This window comes from Leptospira interrogans (assembly GCF_900156205.1).
GTDB lineage: Bacteria > Spirochaetota > Leptospiria > Leptospirales > Leptospiraceae > Leptospira > Leptospira interrogans.
The window spans coordinates 1-22,398 of sequence record NZ_FTNA01000018.1 but is presented as its reverse complement, the minus strand read 5'-3'; the positions used below and the strand labels follow the sequence as shown (position 1 = coordinate 22,398).

General features: G+C 36.8%; 22 protein-coding genes and 1 tRNA gene. 17 read left to right on the top strand and 6 right to left on the bottom strand.

Annotated elements, in window-relative coordinates:
• Positions 1 to 2 precede the first annotated feature (2 nt).
• From gspE to BW942_RS14235, 13 genes are all read left to right on the top strand, one after another.
• The gene (gene gspE / locus BW942_RS14290; protein WP_000853744.1) at positions 3 to 1,676 is read left to right on the top strand and encodes a type II secretion system ATPase GspE; all 1,674 of its coding nucleotides are present in this window, start codon (positions 3 to 5) and stop codon (positions 1,674 to 1,676) included.
• A gap of 5 nt (positions 1,677 to 1,681) precedes the next feature.
• Complete coding sequence (locus BW942_RS14285) at positions 1,682 to 2,908, top strand: type II secretion system F family protein (RefSeq protein ID WP_001029466.1); 1,227 nt, start codon at positions 1,682 to 1,684, stop codon at positions 2,906 to 2,908.
• A 21-nt stretch (positions 2,909 to 2,929) separates the two neighbouring features.
• Positions 2,930 to 3,406, top strand: coding sequence for a type II secretion system major pseudopilin GspG (gene gspG / locus BW942_RS14280; RefSeq protein ID WP_001054085.1), 477 nt, complete (start codon positions 2,930 to 2,932; stop codon positions 3,404 to 3,406).
• Positions 3,407 to 3,427: 21 nt separating this feature from the next.
• A complete protein-coding gene (locus BW942_RS14275; protein WP_000865319.1) occupies positions 3,428 to 3,997 on the top strand; it encodes a pilus assembly FimT family protein in 570 nt (189 codons plus the stop codon).
• Positions 3,972 to 4,508, top strand: a complete 537-nt coding sequence (locus tag BW942_RS14270; RefSeq protein WP_000632227.1) for a type II secretion system protein — start codon at positions 3,972 to 3,974, stop codon at positions 4,506 to 4,508. Before BW942_RS14275 ends, BW942_RS14270 begins: the two co-directional genes overlap by 26 nt.
• A 60-nt stretch (positions 4,509 to 4,568) precedes the next feature.
• A complete protein-coding gene (locus tag BW942_RS14265; RefSeq protein ID WP_223809843.1) occupies positions 4,569 to 5,162 on the top strand; it encodes a type II secretion system protein GspJ in 594 nt (197 codons plus the stop codon).
• A gap of 298 nt (positions 5,163 to 5,460) precedes the next feature.
• The gene (locus tag BW942_RS14260) at positions 5,461 to 6,501 is read left to right on the top strand and encodes a type II secretion system minor pseudopilin (protein WP_000260309.1); all 1,041 of its coding nucleotides are present in this window, start codon (positions 5,461 to 5,463) and stop codon (positions 6,499 to 6,501) included.
• Positions 6,502 to 6,506: 5 nt separating this feature from the next.
• Positions 6,507 to 8,129, top strand: coding sequence for a cell division protein FtsA (gene pilM, locus BW942_RS14255; protein ID WP_000471275.1), 1,623 nt, complete (start codon positions 6,507 to 6,509; stop codon positions 8,127 to 8,129).
• Between the two features lie 7 nt (positions 8,130 to 8,136).
• Positions 8,137 to 8,664, top strand: coding sequence for a hypothetical protein (locus BW942_RS14250; RefSeq protein WP_000459773.1), 528 nt, complete (start codon positions 8,137 to 8,139; stop codon positions 8,662 to 8,664).
• Positions 8,661 to 9,602: a type II secretion system protein GspN gene (gspN, locus tag BW942_RS14245; protein ID WP_000711612.1), complete on the top strand. Its 942-nt coding sequence runs from the start codon at positions 8,661 to 8,663 to the stop codon at positions 9,600 to 9,602. The genes BW942_RS14250 and gspN overlap by 4 nt, the downstream gene beginning before the upstream one ends.
• A gap of 112 nt (positions 9,603 to 9,714) precedes the next feature.
• Positions 9,715 to 10,458 (top strand): hypothetical protein, encoded by a 744-nt coding sequence (locus tag BW942_RS14240; protein WP_000521123.1) that lies wholly within the window; start codon positions 9,715 to 9,717, stop codon positions 10,456 to 10,458.
• 194 nt (positions 10,459 to 10,652) lie between these two features.
• Positions 10,653 to 10,799, top strand: coding sequence for a hypothetical protein (locus tag BW942_RS21540; RefSeq protein WP_002080541.1), 147 nt, complete (start codon positions 10,653 to 10,655; stop codon positions 10,797 to 10,799).
• A gap of 163 nt (positions 10,800 to 10,962) precedes the next feature.
• A complete protein-coding gene (locus BW942_RS14235) occupies positions 10,963 to 11,229 on the top strand; it encodes an HNH endonuclease (protein WP_001983637.1) in 267 nt (88 codons plus the stop codon).
• A gap of 248 nt (positions 11,230 to 11,477) precedes the next feature.
• On the opposite strand, the gene BW942_RS14230 is transcribed toward BW942_RS14235, so the two are convergent.
• Entirely contained in the window at positions 11,478 to 12,080 is a 603-nt protein-coding gene (locus BW942_RS14230) for a TetR/AcrR family transcriptional regulator (RefSeq protein WP_001169127.1), read from the bottom strand.
• A 246-nt stretch (positions 12,081 to 12,326) separates the two neighbouring features.
• Between BW942_RS14230 and BW942_RS14225 the strand changes: the two genes are divergently transcribed.
• Positions 12,327 to 12,551: a tautomerase family protein gene (locus tag BW942_RS14225; protein ID WP_001131807.1), complete on the top strand. Its 225-nt coding sequence runs from the start codon at positions 12,327 to 12,329 to the stop codon at positions 12,549 to 12,551.
• Positions 12,552 to 12,574: 23 nt separating this feature from the next.
• On the top strand, positions 12,575 to 13,633 hold the full coding sequence (locus BW942_RS14220) for a zinc-dependent alcohol dehydrogenase (RefSeq protein WP_001082704.1): 1,059 nt from the start codon (positions 12,575 to 12,577) through the stop codon (positions 13,631 to 13,633).
• Between the two features lie 169 nt (positions 13,634 to 13,802).
• On the opposite strand, the gene BW942_RS14215 is transcribed toward BW942_RS14220, so the two are convergent.
• On the bottom strand, positions 13,803 to 17,408 hold the full coding sequence (locus BW942_RS14215; protein ID WP_000783496.1) for a vitamin B12-dependent ribonucleotide reductase: 3,606 nt from the start codon (positions 17,406 to 17,408) through the stop codon (positions 13,803 to 13,805).
• A gap of 207 nt (positions 17,409 to 17,615) precedes the next feature.
• Between BW942_RS14215 and BW942_RS14210 the strand changes: the two genes are divergently transcribed.
• Positions 17,616 to 17,691 (top strand) — tRNA-Asn (locus tag BW942_RS14210).
• Between the two features lie 731 nt (positions 17,692 to 18,422).
• Here the strand turns inward: BW942_RS14210 and BW942_RS14205 are convergent.
• Genes BW942_RS14205 through BW942_RS14190 form a run of 4 tightly spaced genes read right to left on the bottom strand, consistent with a single transcriptional unit; the run spans position 18,423 to position 21,729 of the window.
• Entirely contained in the window at positions 18,423 to 18,710 is a 288-nt protein-coding gene (locus BW942_RS14205; RefSeq protein ID WP_000230450.1) for an exodeoxyribonuclease VII small subunit, read from the bottom strand.
• Between the two features lies 1 nt (position 18,711).
• A complete protein-coding gene (gene xseA, locus BW942_RS14200; protein WP_000390225.1) occupies positions 18,712 to 19,980 on the bottom strand; it encodes an exodeoxyribonuclease VII large subunit in 1,269 nt (422 codons plus the stop codon).
• 3 nt (positions 19,981 to 19,983) lie between these two features.
• Positions 19,984 to 21,114, bottom strand: a complete 1,131-nt coding sequence (locus BW942_RS14195) for an AI-2E family transporter (RefSeq protein WP_000572375.1) — start codon at positions 21,112 to 21,114, stop codon at positions 19,984 to 19,986.
• Between the two features lie 6 nt (positions 21,115 to 21,120).
• On the bottom strand, positions 21,121 to 21,729 hold the full coding sequence (locus BW942_RS14190) for a hypothetical protein (RefSeq protein ID WP_000835194.1): 609 nt from the start codon (positions 21,727 to 21,729) through the stop codon (positions 21,121 to 21,123).
• Between BW942_RS14190 and BW942_RS14185 the strand changes: the two genes are divergently transcribed.
• A complete protein-coding gene (locus BW942_RS14185) occupies positions 21,718 to 22,359 on the top strand; it encodes a DedA family protein (RefSeq protein ID WP_000142690.1) in 642 nt (213 codons plus the stop codon). The genes BW942_RS14190 and BW942_RS14185 overlap by 12 nt on opposite strands.
• Positions 22,360 to 22,398 lie beyond the last annotated feature (39 nt).

Genomic DNA, 22,398 nt, shown 5'->3' with positions numbered 1-22,398 from the left:
ATTTGAAAACTCTCGGAGATATCCTAATCGAAGAGGGGATCATATCTGAAAAAGATCTGGAAGATTCCCTAAAGGTTCAGAAAAAAAACAACCTTCCACTCAGTCATATCATTCAGAAAAAAGGAATCGCCGGAGAAGCAGATATTCTCCGCGCCCTATCCAAACTCTATCAACTCGAATTCAGAGAAAAGTTAGAGTTTACGGGTATGGAAGAAATATTTTTACAAATTCCTCTAAAACTCATTCAGAAAAGTAGAATCGTTCCGTTTTCTCTTTCTAAAAAAACAATTCGAATTGCTGTATCCGATCCTTCTGATTTACATCCGATGGATGACGCTCGTAACTTTCTAAAAGGTTACAACGTGGAATTTATTCTCGCTCCGGAACCGGAGATCATGAGAATTATTCATTCTCATTTTGATAATACATCTTCTGCCGCCAAAGAGATGTTAAATGAGATGGAGGGAAGTTTTTCCGAACTTGCGGAAGCCTTTGAAAATGAAACCCTGGATCTAAGCGATGACGCTCCGATCATCAAAATGGTCAACGTGATCCTTTCCCAAGCGGTCAACGAAAGGGCTTCGGATATTCACATTGAACCTTACGAAAAGTCTCTCGTGGTTCGCTATCGTGTGGATGGTATTTTGCATAACGTGCTTAGTCCTCCTAAATCGTATCACGCGGGTATTTCTTCCAGAATCAAGATCATGTCTAATTTGAACATCGCTGAAAATAGACTTCCTCAAGACGGAAGGATCAAACTTAGATTGGCTGGTAAGGATATAGATATCCGGGTTTCCACCATTCCTTGTCAGTTCGGAGAACGGATCGTAATGAGGCTTTTGAATAAAACGGATCAAAAGTATTCTTTAGATACGATGGGTTTTTATCCAGAATTAATCCAGTCTTTGCGTTCGTTAATTTACGAACCTCATGGAATCATTTTAGTAACGGGACCGACCGGATCGGGTAAGTCTACTACATTATATTCTGCGTTAAGCGAACTCAATACAGAAGAAAGAAACATCATCACCTGCGAAGATCCTGTGGAATATCAGATTGAAGGAATTTCTCAAATGCAAATGCAGGAAAAAATTGGTCTTACGTTTGCAACCGGACTTCGAGCCATCCTTCGACAAGACCCGGACGTTATCATGGTAGGTGAGATTCGAGATGAAGAAACCGCAAGAATCGCGATCCAAGCTTCTCTGACCGGTCACCTTGTTTTTTCTACGCTTCACACAAACGATGCAGCAAGTGCCGCGACTCGTTTGATCGATATGGGAATCGAGCCCTATCTGATTACTTCCACAGTATTAGGATTTATGGCTCAAAGACTTGTAAGAGTTATCTGCACTCAATGTAAAGAAACGTATAAACCTACCACTTCGGAACTAGAGTCCATTGGCATCTCTAAAAAATTTTTAAAGAACGGTAACTTACATCGTGGTAAAGGTTGTTCTCATTGTATGGGAACTGGTTTTAAAGGTAGAATCGGAATTTATGAACTTTTACTTGTAAATTCTCCTCTCAAACAAGCAATTCTTCATGGTAAAGACGCTGGACAGTTAAACGAAATCGCTCTCGAGCATGGGTTTCGAACTCTTAAAGATTACGGAATTAGAAAGGTAGTTGATGGTGTAACTACAATCGACGAAGTTCTCAGGGTAACTTAAGCGTCATGGCGATTTATTCTTACGTTGCATTTAATAAGAAGGGTAAAGAAGAAAAAGGAATTATAGACGCGGCTTCTCTTCAAGCTGCAAGATCTAAATTAAAAAACAAAGGTCTTTATGTTCGTAGTATTTCCGAAGATTCCGAAAGAAAGGATCGGGAACTATTTCCTTTTTTAGCAAAATATCTTTATCGAATCCCACGTAAAGAAGTAGGTCTTTTTTCAAGACAACTGGCCACGTTACTTGGGGCAGGGATTCCACTTGATAAATCTTTATCGAGTATCGTAGAACAAACTGAAAATCAGAACTTCAGAAAAGTAATTACCGGAATGCAAGCAAACATTACGGAAGGTTCTTCCTTGTCCGAAGCGATGAAAAAACATCCAGATGTGTTTCCGAGTCAGTTTCCGTCTCTCGTCGCGGTTGGTGAAAAAACAGGAGATTATGAAGCTACTCTCACGCGACTTGCGGAACTAGAAGAAAAATCCAGCGAACTAAAAGCGAAAGTACAAGTGGCAATGGTGTATCCATTTATTATGGGTTCCTTATCTATTTTTGTGACGATTTTTTTATTAACCGTAGTTATCCCTCAGATTCAGGAACTGTTTTTACAATTCGATGCAAAACTTCCTCTGATTACCAGAATTGTAATCGGAGTTTCTGACTTTCTCATTGGGTTTTGGTGGTTAATTCTTACTTTGGGTTTTGGGGGAATTGTAGGTTTTATCTATTATAAAAACACTCCTAAAGGAAAACGAAACTGGGACGAGTTCGTTTTGAAAATTCCAATATTAGGATCTCTTGCGCGTAAGGTTCTTGTAAGTAGTTTTGCAAGAAACATCGGAATTCTTTTGAGCAACCGGGTTCCTCTGATTACTACTCTTGTCATCGTAGAAAAGATAGTAGATCATTCTATCTTTGGTGAGGAAATTAAAAACGCAGTGGAAAAAATCAAAGAAGGAGAAAAACTTTCTTCTTCATTTGGTGGGTCAGTGATTTTACCTCAGATGGTTTTAGGTATGATCGCCGCCGGAGAGGTTTCGGATCGAGTTCCGGAAATGATGAATAAACTCGCGGATATTTACGATTCGGAAGTGGATACCGCAATCAAAACGATGACCCAATCGATGGAACCTCTAATGATTGTGGTTATGGGTCTTTTGATTGGAACGATTATGGCTTCGATCATGGTCCCAATGTACAACTTGACGCAACAACTTCAAAATATATAGTTTAGATTAAGGAGAATTCAATTGAATCTGTCCAAATTAAAAAGAAAATATAGAAAAGGTCTAACGCTGATCGAACTCGCAGTCGTAGTGATTATCCTAGGCGCTCTGATCGCACTCGTTTATTCCAATTTTCGCCCAGGTGAAATCAGCGATGATACGGCTGCACTCAAACTAAAAAAAGACGCTTACGAACTTCAGTCTCATCTAGAAAGATATGCACAACGTTATGGGACGTATCCTTCTGATGAACAGGGACTGGAAGCTCTGGTTGAAAAGCCCACCACGGGAGACGTTCCTGAAGATTGGAAACCTATCCTAACTAAAAAAGCCGCAATCAACGATCCTTGGGGAACTACCTATAAACTTAAGAGAGACGTAAACGGAGAAATTCAAATCGTAACTATGGGTAAGGATAAAAAAGACGGCGGAGAGGGTAAAAATGCTGACTTTAACATTCTCAACGAAGACGAATATCCTTCCGATTTCCGTAGAAAATAACTTTTTTTCTCCTTTCCGGTTATGAAGGTTAAAAATATCCGGAAAGGATTTACCCTGATCGAGTTGATCGTGGTTATCGCGATCCTCGCGGGGTTAATTAGTATTCTTGCAAGTACCGCTGCAAACTTTATCATTCCTTCGGGAAGTGACGCGGCACAAACTTTAAAACAAGCCGCTGAATTCTGTTATCGAAAATCCATTCTTACAAACACCACTATGGTTTTAGAACTGGATATAGACAACGATACCTATTCTATCAAAAAATTACTTCGAGACGAAAGTGGAATTAAAGAAGTTTTGGTTTTTAAACCTCAGAAACTTCCTTATACTTCCGAAATTATAGATATAACTGATATTAGAGGTTTTAGATATACGAAAGGAATTATTAAAGTTCCCTATACCTATCTTGGGATCTCGGCAGACTACAGTGTACATTTAGGAAGTGATCCTTCCATTTATAGAACTTTGATTCTTTATAGATACGGCGGAAAGGTTTCCGTTGTGGAAGGAGAGCAGTTTCATACTTCTTCGAATTTGGCAACCGATAAAAATTGGAAAGAACAGGATGATAACGAACAACAACAGCCTTAAGATTCTTGTTTCTAAATTTTCAGTTCGAAGAGGTTTTAATTTAATCGAGGTTTCCATCGCTCTTGCGTTAGCCGGAATTGCTATGACATATACTTACATGGTGATTTCAAACGGGATCAAACAACAGAGAATGGCTACTGTGATCTCAAACGCGGTTCATTTAGCTAAAATTAAAATGGCTCAGATCGATTCCGTATCCGTACTTCAGTCTGATAAAACTACGGGAGATATTCCGGGTTATCCAGGTTACGGCTTTGAAACCTCGATCAATGAGGAAGATATGGATCTTTTGAAACTTTCTGGAAAGGACAGTCAAAAGCCGGAAGATTTACTCGGAGGTAGAGATTCGGAGATGAATAAATTGATCATGAGAAGATCTGGTCAAGCTAGTCAAGGAGCTGCCACGGCGGGGATTATCCGAGTTTTTAGAATCAAAGTTACGATCAAATATCCCACTGGAAGTGGAACCGAATCTTACACAGCGGAGACGTTTAAGTCCGCACAATATTAAGAGTTTTGAATGAACTTAAGAGACGCCAAATTCAAACGAAACGGTTTTACATTGATCGAAATCTCGATCGTTGTGATGATTTTAGGCGTTATCTTTACTGGAATTTTTTCCACCTATTATACTGCTCTTAGAATTTCCAGAGAATCTTCTTCTCCCGGAGGTGCAGCAAAAAGGGATATTTTACTCGCAATGGAAAATGTACGAAGTACGATTTCTATGACGTATTTTCATCAAAATCAAAGAAGATTAATTTTTATCGGTAAAAGTGAAGGTAGAGGTGCGGTCCGTAAGGATCGATTGGATTTTGCGGCTACTCATCCTAACTCTGAGGAAGTTTCCTTACCGGAGGTGCGTGAAGTTTCTTTTTACTTAAAACCTATGCCGGACGATTCAAATTACAATTTTTTAATACGTAGAGAGGACGAGATGGTGGATCGTTATCCTAAATCGGGAGGAACGGAATACACCTTGTTGACTCACGTAAAAAGTTTTCAACTTAAGTATTCTAGAACCGGAACGAAATGGGAAGACGAGTGGGATTCTAAACTCGCTAAAGCAATTCCTAGGTTGATTCGAATTGAGTTGATCGTAAATTCTGGGAAAAAGGAGGTCCGTTATGAAACTCTTGCGTTTCCTGGAATTCTTTTTAAGTAATATTCAAATTTTATTAAAAACGAAACCCAAAATCTCAAAAGAAATTGCAATTGGCAAATTTTTAACAAAGTACATGAGTTCTCACGAATTCAAGACCGTTTTCCAATTTTTAATTGGTTCCTATCGTTTTGTTCGTTTACAGATTTTTCTTTTTTATAACTGGTTGTATGAGTTTACACAGTTTCAGTTTTTCGCACAAATTCTCTATTGGGTACGGAACAATTCCACTTACAAAACAAAAAAGAATTCTTGGCGAGCTCTATCTTCTTATAGACTTAGAAAATCTAGAAAAGGTTTTATGGTCGTAATTTTAGTAATGGCGATTGGGACCGCATCGTTTTATACCGCTACTGAATTCGGAGAACGTTCCTTAGGTGAAAGAAGAATTGCACAAGCGGATGCAGATGGATTTAGAGCGCTCTTACTGGCCAAGGCAGGTTTTCAAGGTGCTTTGGGTGCGTTAAAAAAAATACCAGAAGAATATCTTTACAAAAGTGGGATTGCACTCAATCCTCCACCTTTGCCGTTGGGAGGTGGAACGATTTATTATAAGATCAGTTCGGAAGACGGAAAGATTAATTTAAATTCTCTTTTGAACCAAGATGATAATCAGCAAAATCTTCGTTCTGTCGAAATGCTTTCCAGACTTTTTGATCACTTCGGTATCAAACGAGAAAAGATTTTTCCGATTTTTGATTGGATGGATACGGACCTTCAAGAAATGGGAGGAGGTGCAGAAGATGCATATTATTCTTCTTTAAAACCTCCTAGGAAAAATAAGAATTCTTTTATGTATTCTATTTCGGAACTGGTTTCCGTAAAGGGGTTTGACAGAGCTACAGTTTACGGCTCTTTAAAACCGGCGGATTTTGATCAAAAATATTCCAAAGCGTTTCAATCGGAAGAAGAAAAGGCATTGATCGGAGACAGTGATTTTGTATTGGCAAATAACGTAACCGCATACATTCCTTCGGGACAAAACTCGGATGATAGAATCAACTTGAACGGTGCACCATATTTTGTTTTGATGTCTTTATCCGATTTTATGACTAAACAGGCCGCCATGAGAATTCTAAAATTCAAATTGGAGCAGGGCGGTTTTATCAAAGAACTGAAGGATCTGGAAAAATTTCAGGAATTTCAAATTCCTACGTCAGGTGGGTTGACTCTTTATAAAGAGCTTGCGGGGGAAGGAACCGAAGTTTCCGGAGGAAGAGTCAAAACCAAAGGAGAAATTTTTAGAATCGTAGCGGTTGGTCAAGTAGGGAAAACGATTCGAAGGATTACTGGGATTTTTGATCTGACTAACAATCAAATGCTCTATTATATGGAAGATTAAATCAGATGTTTATTTATGATCAATTTCTCGCAGTCGATTATGGAACGAATACAATCAAAGGTGTTCTCTTTCAAAAAGTTCTAGGAAAGTTGACCATTCTTCGTTCTGAAATCATGAGTATTTCTCATGGAGAAGAAGAGGAGTATAGGCATAATGTTCTTCGTTTTATCAATTCCTATTTTCCAGGCGAAACCAGTATTCTTTTAAATCTTCCTTTAGATCGTCTTTTTGTAAGGGAACTTCATATCCCTCTAACAACTGTAAAAGCGATTCGAGAAGTAATCCCTTTCGAAGTAGAAAGTAGAATTCCATTTCCCATGGAAACAGTGGAAGTAACGGGGAATATATGGAGAATCGATCAGGAAAAATCAGACGTGATCGCGTATTCTGCGCATCATAGCGAATTGGATTTTATCACCGCACCTTTTTTAGACAGTAACATCGTGTTTAGAGGTTTGTTTGTAGATTCGGTCAGTCTTTCTTCTGTTATTACACAACATTCTAATAAAGAAATTCAAAGTAAGAACTGCACTCAAGTAGATATAGGTGGAAGAGTTACAATCTTAAATATTTTGAGCGATGGAAAAGTTGCACATACAAGATACATTTCTATGGGAGGGGACACTCTAACGGATCAGATTGCTTCCGATCTCAAAATCCCTTTTGAAAAAGCAGAAGCAATTAAACTTTCACTTCAATTTGAACCTTTTTCGGAAGAAGAAGACGATCTCAATTTATTCGCGAAAGAATTCAAACTCAAAGAGGCGGATATTAAAAAAGCATTTCAAAGTGCGGGGAAATTTTTAGAAAAACTTTCTTCTGAAATTCAAAGAAGTATTGTATCTATGAATGAAACCGAAAGGCCAGAAGTTTTATATCTTTCGGGTGGTGGTGGCAAAATTCGTGGGATCGAATCTTTTTTTAATGATTCTCTTGGTTTGATTACTCATAGATACGATTTTCTTTCTTTGAACGGGGATTCCTTTGCGACCTGTTTAGGAATGGGGTATCATTTTGGTTTTCCTAAAAAAGATAAAGTAGATTTTATCGACACACCTCACGTAAAACGGATTAATAAGAATATTCTAAACTTAGATCAATTTAGACATCATTTGATTTTTTCTGGAATTTCTTTATTCATTTTAACTACCGTTTTTTTTGTAGGAATCGTAGTAGATAAACGTAAACTTAGCGCGAGTGATAAAATGCTCGCAGAAAAATTTCAAAAAGGTTTTGGTAGACCTGCTCCCGAAGACGAAGATATATTAGAATATGCTGCTAAACTTAAAAACGACGAGAAGAAAAAAACAGAGATCTACAGACTTTACTTAAGTAAACCGAGTATTTTAGATATTTTATTTGAACTTTCCATGAATTTTCCATCTGCGGATATGCAGCCGTTTCAACTGGATCAGTTTGACTACGATCAGGATTTGGTCAAGATAGGCGGAAGAGTGAACGAATTTAGTGAGATCGGTGTAGTACAAAGATCTTTGGAAAAATCTACTATGTTCAAAGACATAGAGATTGTGGATAAAAAATTGATGCAGGGTGTCAAAAATTATAAAGTTTCTTTTATCATTAAAATGAAAGTCACCAATAAGCCAACTTCTGAGGAGTCTTTTTAAGATCGTCATGTTTGATAAATTAGAGCCAAGAGAAAGACTGATCGTATTGGGAGGAATCGGGTTGATTCTTTTGCTGGTCGTGTTTTTGGCGATCAGGAAAGTGGTGACCCTTCGTCAAGGGCTGACTGAAAAAGTACAGGATTCCAGAACTGCACCCGTAAAACTCGACAAGATTATTCAAGAATTCAACGAATTTAGATCTTTAGATTCTTCCGGCGGGGAAACCGATGTAAGCGCCGTTTACGCAAAGTTAGACGAAATTTTCATAAGATATAGTCTGAAAGAGAAAATTTCCACAATGAAGGATTTTAACTCGATTGAAGATAAAAAATACAATCGGATTACGATTGATATTAATTTTCGATCCGTAACCTTGGATAATATTTTTCGACTGATCTACGATATAGAAAAGAATAAGATGATTAACGCCAGAGTGGAATATTTAAATTTTAAAAAACCATTTCAAGGTAAGGAAGTATATGATGTAAATCTAAAACTTTCTACCTACAGTCGAGTGGCGGGCGCAAAACGATGAAAAAAGAAAAAGAGTTTCCGGAAGAAACTGCGCTGACCCCAGAAGAAGAAGAGTTTTTGACTCTGGAGCTTCAGGAAGAGGAAGAAGCTGTTTCTCGTTTTACGTTCAAACAAAAATTAATTCTGATCGGAACCGGAATTTTTTCGTTTCTCATTTTTACGGTTTGGCTTTTTCCTTTAGATGAGATTGTACGTAGTTCTTTGTATTCTTCATCCGTAAAAACGGGAACGATTATTAATTTTAGAGATCTGAGTATTTCCGTTTTGGGAAATGTAACTTTAGATTCTCTCGAAGTTACAACTTCTTCCAATCTCAAAATCAAAGCGGAAGAAGCGGTTCTAAAGACTTCTTTGTTTGGTTTGATTAAGAAAAAATTCGATGGGAAATTTAAATTGGTTTCCTTAAAAATCGATACCGAAAATGGACCTTTAGCAAAGATACGTAACTTTGAAGGCAAAGGAAAATTTGATAACTTAGACCAAGGTATTTCTAGAATAAATGGTGCGTTGGATTTGGAAATTCCTGCAGGGCCTTCTTCGGGAATGATTCAGGAGCTTCCGGAAATTCCACTTTTAGGTGAACTGAAAAATATAACGATTAAAAAATTTCTTACAAAAGTGAATCTTCAAGGTGGAAATCTGATTTTCAACGATTTTACGTTAGATACATCGATTGCACGTTTTGATATTACTGGAAATATTCGATTATCGGAAAATATGTCTTTTTCTCAACTGAATCTTAGAATTTGTCTAGAACTCGATCGCAACTTTGCTTTGGAAAGACAAGATATAGCGGATATGTTGACTCTTTTAGAAAAACAAAGTGGAAGTAAATGTATTCCTGTGATGGGAACCTTTGGTAAACCGGATGTAAAAATTCCAGGACTTACTGGACCGCCTGCGCTGCCGGGAACTCCGCCAGTTCCTGGAAGTCCGTAAGATTCTTATTTTTGTATATAAGAATTTTTTAATAAATCTCGAAGTCGATAAATACCAAACGAAACTGAAGAATAAAATCAACCAATTTTCGATTCAATTACGGTTTTCGAAAATGGGAAAGGTAAAATTTTCTGAAAGGGATTTAATCCTGTTTGTTGATTGGAAAAAAATGCTACCACTGATCTTAGGAATTTACTTTTTGTATTCAAGCGAAACGATGTCGGAACCAAATTCTTTTCGTTGGAAGGACGGAGAAATTGTTGTAAACGGTAAAGCTTATAATCGGCAGATCTATTTCCGGCACAAAAAACTGAGTCACTTTGCAAATTGGGAAAATATCGAAAAACTATTCCTATCACCCGATAAAAAAAGTTTAGTCGTTTATCATCGGGCCGACAAAGAAAAATTTTATCGTCTGACTCTTTTTCGTTTTGAAACGCGAAATCATACTTTAGTTCGCAGCATCCAACCGGGAATGGCTTGTCACGATCTATTCTGGTATAGGGATAAAATTATATTTAAAACCGGCACGACGGGAGGTGGAACATATCTAACCTACTATGATAAAAATCTAAAAAAGATAAACGAAATCAATTCTTATCACTTTTATGTGGATCGTAGCTTAGGAATCGCTCTTGCATCTCCCGTCTATGGGCCCGATGACGGAAAATTTTGGATCTACAGTTTATATTCCGGTAAAATAATTGAAACTTTCGATTACAAAAAAGAAATGAATGAGAATTACACAATTACGGATTTGAAAAAAATTGGCGCTCATAAATTTATGATCCGAATTTCCGGTTACCATACAGAACGAACGAAGACTTTTATTAAAAATATTCCGAAAATGCGTTAACCCGACATGATAGCTTTCCAACCGAAAATATAAATCATACGAATTCGATGTAAAAAATTTGTTTTAGTTAGTAGTTAAATTCCGTTGAAGAGGAGTGTGTTGATGAAAATCTTTTGGATTTCATTTTTATTAAAATAAACTTTAATATTTTTGAATCTATACTGAATTGGTTTTATAACGAGATATGTATTTTGATGAATAAAAATTTAAAATCAATTATAGACGTTACGGATTTTTTAATCAAAAACGACGTTTCCGGTGCTAAAGAAATCATTAATGTTCATTATCCGCATAAATTTATTTCATATGATAAAAAAAGTTATCCACCTTTAAAAAACTGAATTTATTTATTCGAGATGGATTTATAGATCGTTATACAGGCGATCAACTTGTATTTCCAAATGTTCTCAGATTAATTTCATTCAATTTGACTACATCCTTTTCTTATCATACAAATTGGAAAATATCCAAATTTCATAGCCTATTGGGAATTTATACTTACTTGTGATCGTTCCGATCGCGAAAGGCGGTTCTGATTCTTATGAAAATTTAATTACTACCTCTATGGAAAATAATTTATTAAAATTTAATTTTCTATTAAATGAGATTGAGTTTGTAATTAAGGAAAAAGGAAATCTTAAAAATTGGAATGGCTTAATTGACTGGTATAAATCTTACATTCAAGATAAATCGATAGAATTTTTTGACGATTCCATGAAGAGATGGCATAATGCTTTGATTCGTTATGAAAAAGAAAATGGTGAAATGTAAGAAAAATTTTAATTTTTATTTATAAAGATTAAAAAAGAATAAAAGCTACTTTGAGAAAATTGAAATAAACTATAACTACGAGTAATTTGAAAGTTAATAGAGACAAGTGTTTTGGTGTTTATTGGAGATAATGAACTTGTTTATCTTATTGATAGAACAGAAATTATATTTGATATTCTTTGTAAAAATTATTTATAAATTTATTATATTTAAAATTAGTAGTTTATAAAAAATGAATTCGAATATCTTCAGGATTGTTTATTTTTTGGTGGATTTTTATCTTTGGTTGCAACCCCAGCAATGATCAAATCAATGATTGTATCGTAAGGTTTTGAAGAAGATAAACCTCGGGCCAACAACAAACCACCTTCCAAAGCTGCAACGATACCGATCCCAATCGATTTTGCGTCTTCCGGTTTAAGCCCTGCTTCCGATAGGGTAAATTCGATTGCCTTACTCCAGCGTGAAAAAGCATTTGCTACGGCGTCTCGAACGATTTTGGATTGAGAATGCCCCTCGATAGCGGTTGCTGCAACAGGGCAGCCTACTTGCCATTTAGAATTTTCAGGAACTTGTCGAAAAAGGGATGCAATCTTTTGTATTACTTCGGCGGCATTTTTTCCTTTCTTTCCTGCGCGTAAAATTCCCAGTTCCGCGAGAATGGCTGCTTCTTCGATTGCCAAACAAATCAGTTCGTCTTTCCCGCCCGGAAAATGATGATAGATAGATCCTCTTGAAGTTTCAGCTGCTGCAACAATTTCCATAAGACCTGTTGAGGCCACACCTTTTGCCTGGATCAACTTACGAGCAGCTGTAATCATCTCTTGTTTCGTATGGGCTATTTTCTGCATTTCATCATTTTTCCCTAAAATGAGCCAATGGAGTTCCGGAAATGTTTTACGGTTAAAATGGCTTTATAGATAAATTTTCTGTACAAATAATCATATTTTAATTTTTCCTCTTAATTTTCAATCTGTAAAAATTACTCAATATTTGGATATTCTTTACAATTTTATATATAGATTTCAATAAAAATCATTGAAAATTATGATGATCATCATAGAGATTGTTTATTGTTATTTCAAAGGAGAGTGATTATGCCACTTGTTCAAATTTTTGTACCAGCCGGATCCTTGTCAGCAGACATGAAGAATGATATGATTCAAAAGGTCACGGATGCTGTGGTAGAAGCAGAAGGAAAACCCGTTGTTCGTAGATATACTTGGGTTCATATAAACGAAGTTCCGGATGGCGGCTGGGGAATGTCCGGAAAAGTTGTTACGATAGATGCGATGAAGAAATCGTTGGAAAAAACGGAATAAGATAAAATTTCAAGAGGAACGCAATGAATCGAGTTCTCACATATCTTTCACCCGGAGAGTTGGATTGGCGTGAAATGCCCAGGCCTATACTATCACATCCGGAAGATGCAATTGTTCGTCCCGTAGCGTCATCAACTTGTGATTTAGATATAATGATCATCCAAGGAAGAACTCCTTTTAAAGGTCCTTTTGATATTGGTCACGAATGTATTGGTGAAATTATAGAGACTGGCGAAGGAGTTCGTCGTTTTTACCCTGGGCAGTTGGTCGTTGTGAGTTGGCATATTTCTTGCGGTCAGTGCCACAGGTGTCGTAAGGGACTGATGAATACCTGTGCTTCTTATCCTCAAGGGGCAATGTTTGGTATGTCCATAGGCGGCAAATGGGGTGGCTTCTTTTCTGATTTTATTCGTGTGCCAAACGCGGATATATCCCTATTTGTTTTGCCACCGGGAATTAATCCTTCATATGTTGCAAGTTTAAGTGACAACATTCCTTTCGGTTACGAATTAACGGTACCACATCTCACTCGTAATTGCGGAGTAGACGTATTGATTATGGGTGGTACGGGTTCCATCGGACTATTTGCGGCTGCTTATGCAAAGGCTGGTGGGGCTGGGTCCGTCGACTATGTTGACACAAACAAAATGCGGTTAGGTATCGCTGAAAAAATAGGAGTAAATCCGATCGAAAGTCCTCCAAAACAACGGATTGGCAGGCGCCCTGGAAAATACCCAATCACTGTGGATACAAGCGGTTCATCCGAAGGTCTTTTATGTGCAATTCGTTCTACGGAACCCGAAGGTTATTGTTCTAGTATAGGTGGTCACTTTGGAGACATTGCGTTTCCGATGTTAGAGATGTATGCCAAAGGGATACACTTTTATACGGGACGTGGTTTAGGAAGAATCAACTTTGAAGCGGCTACGGATTTTATTATAAGTGGGAAAGTCAAACCGGAACTGATCGTTACAGAAGAAAGACCGTTTGATGAAGCGGCTGAAGTTTTACGGGATCCTTCTATGAAACCGGTATTAGTTCGACAGACCATGCTTTCTAAGGCTTACCAACCCAAGGTATAAAATCATATAAATTTGATTTTTGGTCTCCAAAACCCGTATATCAAAACTCAACATAAAAAATAAAAAAGGTCTGAATGAATATTCCTTCAGACCTTTCCAAAACCTCACTCGAGATCCCAATTTAAAATCTAGAAGAAGAGTTGTTTTTTTGTTTTACCGCCTTATACAATCAAGAACATCCAGTTGTAGAACCGCAGGACATACATTTCAAACAAGAACCATTGCGTACCATTTCAAAAGAACCACACTCGGAACAGGAATCTCCAGTATAACCTTTGATTTTTGCGAGTTTTACTTCTTCTAAAAGAGAGATTCCAGAAGGGGACGAAGATGGTTTTTCTTTGGAAATCATTTGAGAATAAGAAATGGTTTCCACTTCTTTTTTTGGAGTGGGTTCTATAACTGCTGTCATTGAACTGAGAGTTTCTTTTTCCTGGCCGTTTGACTCAGCAGTGGCACGTTTAGAACCGATTTCGTCTCCTCTCAGGTCTTCCGGAGCTACTTGCCCTAAATCGTATCTTCCTAGATAAGTAATTGCCAATTCTCGAAAGATATAGTCGATTACTGAGGTGCTCATCTTGATATGTTTGTTACCAGAGACGATACCATTTGGTTCAAACTTGAAGAAAGTAAACGCATCCACGTATTCTTCTAAAGGAACTCCGTGTTGTAATCCAAGCGAAACCGAGATGGCAAAAGCGTTCATCAAACTTCTAAACGCAGCACCTTCTTTGTGCATATCGATAAAAATTTCCCCGATTTGACCGTCTTCGTATTCTCCAGTTCTTAAATAAACCTTATGACCACCTACGATTGCCTTTTGGGTATAGCCAGCTCTTCTACTCGGAAGTTTTCTGCGGTGAGAAATATATTTTGTGACTATTTTTTCCGCAATTTGAACCGGATCTTTAGAGATTGTAGCTTCTCTAATTTCTTCCTGATCGTCTATTTCAATCCCATTCAAAAGTTCTAATACAGAATTGAGAGGCTGAGAAAGTTTAGAACCGTCTCTGTAAAGTGCATTCGCTTTGATCATCATCTTCCAAGAAAGAAAATAAGCGTTTTTAATATCTTCGATTACGGCTTCTTCCGGCAGATTGATCGTTTTAGAAATTGCCCCGCTGATAAAAGGTTGGGCTGCAGCCATAATTCGAATATGAGATTCGTAAGAAAGAAATCTCTTTCCATACTTCCCACATTTATTGGCACAATCAAATACAGGATAATCTTTTTCTTTTAAAAAAGGAGCGTTTTCAATTGTCATCGTCCCACAAACGTAATCGTTTGCTTTGTTGATGTCTTCTTTGGTAAAACCTAGATGTTCTAAAAGAGAAAAGCCGGGGGAGTCAAAAATTTCTTTCGAGATTCCTAAGTTTTTAGTTAAAAAGTTTTCTCCTAAATTAAACTTATTGAATGCAAAGTTAATATCAAATGCAAGAGGAAGAGACGCTTCTACTTTTTCTAGGATTTCGTTTGTGAAACCTTTTTCTTTCAGAGCCTGTGTATTAATTACGGGTGCACCGTTTAAAGTGGCGTGTCCTTTGCAATAGTTTACGATCGCTTCTATTTCAGAAGGTGAATAACCTAGTTTCTTTAAACCATAAGGAACGGATTGGTTAATAATTTTAAAATAACCACCACCCGCAAGTTTCTTAAACTTTACGAGAGCAAAGTCTGGTTCTATTCCGGTAGTATCACAATCCATTACAAGGCCAATGGTTCCTGTAGGTGCAATTACAGTAACTTGTGCGTTTCTAAATCCGTATTTTTCACCTAAGGAAAGAGCTAGATCTGCGTCTTCTTGGGCCGCTTTGAGCATGTAAGAAGGACAGAAGGCTGGATTGATTCCTATAGGAGTAATAGTCAAACCTTCATAATCGCCAGAAGGAGCGTTATAAGCAGCTCTTCTATGGTTTCGAATAACACGAAGCATATGTTTTTGGTTTTTAGCATAACCTACAAATGGGCCTTGTTCTTTTGCCATCTCTGCAGAAGTAGCATATGCAGTCATGTGCATGATAGAAGAAATGGCACCTGTGATTGCCATGGCTTGTTGAGAATCATAAGGAATTCCAAGAACCATAAGAACAGAACCTAAATTCGCATAACCAAGACCTAATGTACGGAATTTATAAGAAAGTTCAGCGATTTCCTTGGAAGGAAATTGAGCCATGGTCACTGAAATTTCGAGGATGATTGTCCAAAGTTTACAAAGATAACGAAAGCCTTCTACGTCGAAGTTTAGAGTTTCCAAATTTACGAATTTTTGTAAATTTGCAGACGCTAAGTTACAGGCAGTATTATCTAAGAACATATATTCGGAGCAGGGGTTGGATGCGTTGATCGGACCGTCTTCCGGACAAGTATGCCATTCATTAATCGTAGTATGATATTGAGTTCCAGGATCTGCACTCGCCCAGGCCGCATAGGAAATCTTTTCCCAGAGTTCTCTAGCTCTAAGAGTTTGGGAAGGTTTCGCCTTACGTCCTTCCACTTTTGCTTTTTCTTTTTCGGTTCTAAAATAAAGATTCCAAGGTTGATCTTGTTCTACTGCAGCCATAAACTCGTTTGTAAGGCGGATTGAGTTATTGCTGTTTTGGCCGGAAACTGTGTTGTAGGCGTCTGACTGCCAGTCTGTGGTTAGTTCTTCAAAAAGAATTTCTTTGTATCCTTGTCTGGCAAGATCGATCACACGTTTGATATAATTATCAGGAATGAGAACTTTCTTGGCGTCCTGAATTGTTTTTTTCAGAGAAGAATTCTTTTTCGGATTAAAACGATCTTCTCCTTCCATTTCATAACAGGCTGACATAATCGCGTTTAAGTGACGGTTGTTTAACATCGAGCCAGTCACAAGAGAGGCTACTTTTTTCTCTTCCGTTACTTTCCAATCAATAAAGTTTTCTATATCGGGATGATCTACGTCTAGACAAACCATCTTTGCTGCACGACGGGTGGTGCCACCAGATTTAATTGCGCCTGCAGCTCTATCTCCGATTTTTAAGAAGCTCATTAGACCGGAGCTTTTTCCTCCTCCAGAAAGAGGTTCATTTTCCCCTCTTAAATTAGAAAAGTTAGTACCAGTACCAGAACCATATTTAAATAAACGGGCTTCACGTACCCAAAGGTCCATGATTCCGCCTTCATTGACTAGATCGTCGTCTACACTTTGAATAAAACAGGCATGAGGTTGGGGATGTTCGTAAGCAGAGGTGGATTTGACCAGTTTGCCCGTGGAAGGGTCCACATAATAATGACCTTGAGATTTTCCGTCGATTCCATAAGCCCAATTTAAACCAGTGTTAAACCATTGTGGAGAATTTGGAGCCGCCATTTGAGTTGCGAGCATATATACAATTTCATCATAGAAAATTTTGGCGCTTTCTTCGTCAGAGAAGTATTTGTATTTGTATCCCCAATATGTCCAGCAGCCTGCAAGTCTATGAAAAACTTCTAATGCGCTGGTTTCTCCACCGAAACGATCTTCCGGTTTTAGGGATTCTAATTTTTCGGTATCAGGAATCGATTTTTGTAGCCATTCCGGAATTCCATCTTCTTGCACTTTTTTGAGATATTTTGGGACTCCTTTTCTTCGGAAGTATTTCTGTGCCAAAATATCGACTGCAACTTGGGACCAATCTTCTGGAACGAGGATATCGTTTGCTTCAAAAACTTTTGATCCGTCTGGATTGGTAATTTTGGAATTTCGTTTTGTCCATTGAATTGTGGACGACTCACCGTTTTGAGGAACCGTAAAGTGGCGATTCATCTTCATAAATTTTTTTTTACTCCATAACACTCTTAAGAAGGGATTATGTCACTCTAATGAAGAGGAAAAATGATCCAAAGCGTTTTTTGAATCGAATTGCTTCTTAGATTTAAAATTTTTCCTTTAAAAAGTTAGAAAAACACATGCTAATGAGACAAATTGAGATTGCCTCCTTACCCCTTTTTGAAAATATGGGCTCACTACCGAGGATACTCCCCTTTAGCTCAGTCGGTAGAGCAAGTGACTGTTAATCACTGGGTCGCTGGTTCGAGCCCAGCAGGGGGAGCCAATTCTTTTACCTTTTTAATTTAAAAGCCGTTTTTCTTTTCTTTTGGGTTCTTGTTAGACATTTTCTGACAATAGAATTCACGAAAAAACTCAATTTTTGTATAGTGTTGTAGAAAAAATTCAACAGAAATCCGATTATCGTTCAATTCCATTTTCAGGTAAATTTGAAATTGTGGGAACTCTTACGATTTGAGATTTTGCAATGAATTTGAGATTGTTACAACTCTTACGATTTGAGATTTTGCAATGAATTTGAGATTGTTACAACTCTTACAATTAAATTCATCGCTGATTGTTTTGGAAGTGAAAACTAACGTGTGTTTGGCGTAAGGAAATAGAAAAAACTTTCTATATGTATGAGTTCCTACAATTTTAAAATTTGTTCGTAAAACCGCGATCTGTGATAGTTCCCACATTTTAGGAATAGGTCAGCAAAGTTCAGATTTCAATTTTTTTCAAAAATGGGATAGTGAATCTTAGACTGAACTCACATTAAAAAGCATTATAAACAAAAGTCAAAATTTAGAAACGGATTCTTGAAGTTGAATTTATATCAGAGCTTGTTCTAAAACCGTCCAATGTGGGAACTATTACGAAAATTTAACGATATTAGAAACTACTCGAAAGTTTACAAATTGCCAAATGCGACTTAACTTGTAGGAACTACTGCATTTTATTAAAAATTTCTAAAGAATTATCGTGTAAAAATTTTTTGAGGTTTTGGGACAAGTTCTAAAATAAATCTTCTTCTTGTGCAGTATTATTTTTTGTTTCTGTCGTTTTCGATTCCCCTCTAAAACCAGTTTTATTTGTTTTTTTAGATTCGTCTTTGGTAAGAGCTTCTATCTTTCCTTCCGCAGTGTCTAAAATTCCCTGACAGATTTTTTTAAGTTCCATTCCTCTTTCATACGCTTTCAAAGATTCTTCTAAACTGAAATCTTGTCGTTCTAGTTTTTCTGCAATTTGTTCCAGTTCCATCAGAGCGTCTTCAAATGAAATTTTAGATTTTGTCTCCACCATTTTATTTTCCTTTTCTAATCACTTGCATCGTTCCACCTGAAAGTAAAACTTGCAATTCTTCTTCCGGTTTTGTTTCTTCCGGAGATCGTATGATTTTTCCATTTTCGTTTCTAAGAATTGAATATCCACGTTTCATCGTAGCCGCGGGAGAAAGATCTTCCACTTTGCTAGTCCAAAATTCAGCTTTTTGTTTTTTATGAAAAAGAATGTTTTGAATTCTGGAAGTAAGATTTTGGTATCTTTCCAATCGAACTCTGGCTAAATTCAGTTTGTTGGATAACGCCTTTTGTAATCGAATTCCAATTTCATCTACTCTTTGACTTCTTTGATTGAGAAGTTGCATCGGTTCTTTAAAGATGAACTTTCCAGATAAAAGTCTAAGTCTGTCTCTGTTAGAAGAAATTTTTGTTACTAAAGAGCTTTTAATTCTTCCTTCTAACTGGGATAAAAATTGAAGTACGTCTTCTTCTTTGGGAATTGCATATTCTGCAGCAGCGGTGGGAGTAGGAGTAAAATGGTCAGCAGCAAAGTCGCTTAATAAAACGTCGGTTTGATGACCTACTGCTGATATGATCGGAATCCTGGAATTTGCATAGGCTCTGACCACCTTTTCGTCGTTAAACGCCATTAGATCTTCAAAACTTCCTCCTCCTCTTCCTGCGATAATCACATCTACTTTCCAGTTCGGATGGTTTAATTCTTCTATAGCTGCGACGATTGAATCCGGAGCGTCTTCTCCTTGAACAATACAAGGAGCGATAAGTATATTGATCCCTGGAAAACGGGAACGGGAAATTTTGATAATGTCTTCGATTGCGGCTCCAGTAGGAGAAGTGGCGATTCCTAACGTTTTTGGAAAAGATGGAATTCTTCTTTTTTTTTCCGGATCAAAAATTCCTTCTACTGCGAGCTTTTGTTTGAGTTTTTCGATTTGGAGTAGTATATCCCCTTGTCCTAATTCTTCTACTCTGGTTACGTTGAGATTATAAGAACCACCTGCTTCGTAGAGAGTGATGGTTCCATAGACCTGGATTTCTTTTCCATCGGATAATGGTTTTCCGGAATAATTTTTGTTTGAGTAATTGAAAAAAGTACATCGAATCAAAGATCCAGCGTCTTTGAGAGAAAAGTAAATATGTCCTGAACTGGCCTTGCTATAGTTAGAAATTTCTCCTCGGACCCAGATATTTTTTAAATCTTTGGAACCGGAAATCAGATTTTTAATGATTCTAGTAACTTCCGAAACGGAAAGAGGTTTGGAATCTTCCAATGTTTATCTATGTCCTTTGTTCAAAATCAATTCTCGGCGATACAATTTCCAAAAATCCCATAAAATGACAACTAACGTGACTGTAACCGGCCCTACAACCAATCCCATAATTCCAAATTCTTTGATTCCTCCGATCAAAGATAAAAAGATTAAAAGTGGATGTGCTTGCAGTTTTTTATCGAGCATTCTAGGTTTTACAAAATTTTCTAGAACTACGTAAAAGAATAGTCCACTTCCCATAAAAAAAATGGCCATCATAGGATTGTTTTCTAAAAAGAGAATGTAGAGACCGATCGGAAGCCAAACTGCAGAAGTGCCTACAACCGGAATGATGGAAAAAAAAGCGGCTAAACTTGCGTATAAAAACGGGCTAGAAATTCCGGCGATCCATAGAAGAATATAAATCGCTGTTCCTTGTAGAATTGATATGATTAGATTTCCTCGTATTACAGTTTGAACTGCTGCAGTTAATTTTCTTCCGACTTGTTCTTCTAATTGTTTGGAAAAGGGAAGGTTGTCTAAAATGAATCTTTCTACTTTTTTTCCGTCTTGATAAAGAAAGAATAAAACTAACAATGCAAAAAAAAGATTCATTAGAATTCCTGTAGGTAATTCTATATTTCCTAAAATAAAAGAGGAAGCGTTGCTTAAAATTCCATAGATACTGTCCAGATTTAGAATATCCACGTAATTTTCTGCAAATTCTCCGTATATTTCGGGAACTTTAACCCAGAAAAATTCGTTGTCCGTGATAAAATCTGTAAGAAGTGCAAAATTCATTAAAGTTTCGATAATTTTATCTTCGCTTAATGAAATTCTTAACTTAAAAAGAATGGAAAGTGCTTCGCTAATCAAAGTACGAATTACAAAGTAGGATGGAAGTAATACGATCATAGATACGAGTGTGATCATGATCCAAGGTACGAGCCACTGAAGTTTTTCTCCTAAATATCCTTTTAAAAGTTTATGAGGTCTTCTGGTTGCAAGGTACAAAATCAGTGCCATTAGAGAAGAATATAAATAAGGTCGAAATACTAAAAAGAAAACACCGATTGCAAATAGGAATAAGATAGAAAAAAAAATGAGGAAAGTATATTTTCCGGGTTCAGGGTTGAAGTGAATTGGTTCGATCATGGATTTTTAGCTTCCTGAATTTTTATAAAAAAGTTTGATTTTACTTCCGTTTTCCAAAGCTTCTATTTGAATCGTTATTACTTTTTTGTTTTGGCTTTCTACCATCATCACCGTTTTGTTTTCAGTGATTTCTTCCTGTAAAATTTTCCAATAGAGAGATTGGAAAATGGATTCATAATAAACTTCCATTTGCTTTTTCTTAAATGTATGTGTGAATAAAAGAAAAGATTCTCTCGTTTCAAAATAACCCCTTTCGGATTTGAGTTCTGTAGAATAAATCAGATCGGAACCTTCGGGAACAAATTCGATTGGAAGAGATCTAGGATTTCGAACTGGATGATTTTGCAACGTAAGTTTATTATAACGATAAAGTTCCGTTTTTTTAGAATCTTTAGTTTCGCCAAACGTGGGTATTGTGAAAAAGAAAAACCAAAAAATTATGGTAAGACTAATTTTCCAAATGGTTAAGGGTGTTAGACCAAACTTTGGGAAAGTAAATTTTCGATCTAAATTTGAATGGTTTAAGAATTGTAAACAAATAGGATTCACTTTTTTTACTTGAACCTTACGCTTGATCACTGACAATTCTTTTATTCTAACTTCATGACTTTTCACGAAACTCTGCTTCAAATTCTCAATCGTTTTTCCGAAACGAACCCTATTTTTCTCTGGCTCTTTTTTGCCTTTTCTAATTTTGCGGAAAACGTTTTTCCTCCTTGGCCTGGAGATACGGTTACTGCTTTTGGAGGATTTTTAGTAGCAAGAAATTTACCTGCATTTGGCTGGATAGAATTGATTACGAGCACATTGATAGGAAACCTTTTTGGGGCCTGGGTAATGTATCGTTTTGGTCAAATTTTTCTGGATTGGGCCAAGAAAAAAGAATTTCCTTTTAAAGATTCTATTTACGATGAGCAATCTATAGAAAAGACATTAGCTTGGTTTCGAAAAAATTCTATTTTAGTTGTTTTGTTTAGTCGGTTTTCGGCGGGGATTCGATTTTTTGTTTCTATTGTTGCTGGAATGGTAAAGATGAACCCGATTCTTTTTTTTGGATGTTTTAGCATCGCGGTAGTTCTTTGGTGTGGAATTTTAATTATTTCCGGTTTTTTTCTGGGTTCTAATTGGGAAAATGTTTTAGGTTTTTTAGAAATTTATAATAAAATCATTATCACTTTGGTGGTTCTTGGGGTAATTCTGTTTTTTTGGCGTCGAAGACAAAAAACGGCTAGAACAAATTCTTAGACTTCGTGTGAGTTCCCACATTTTAAAGTAAAACTTAGA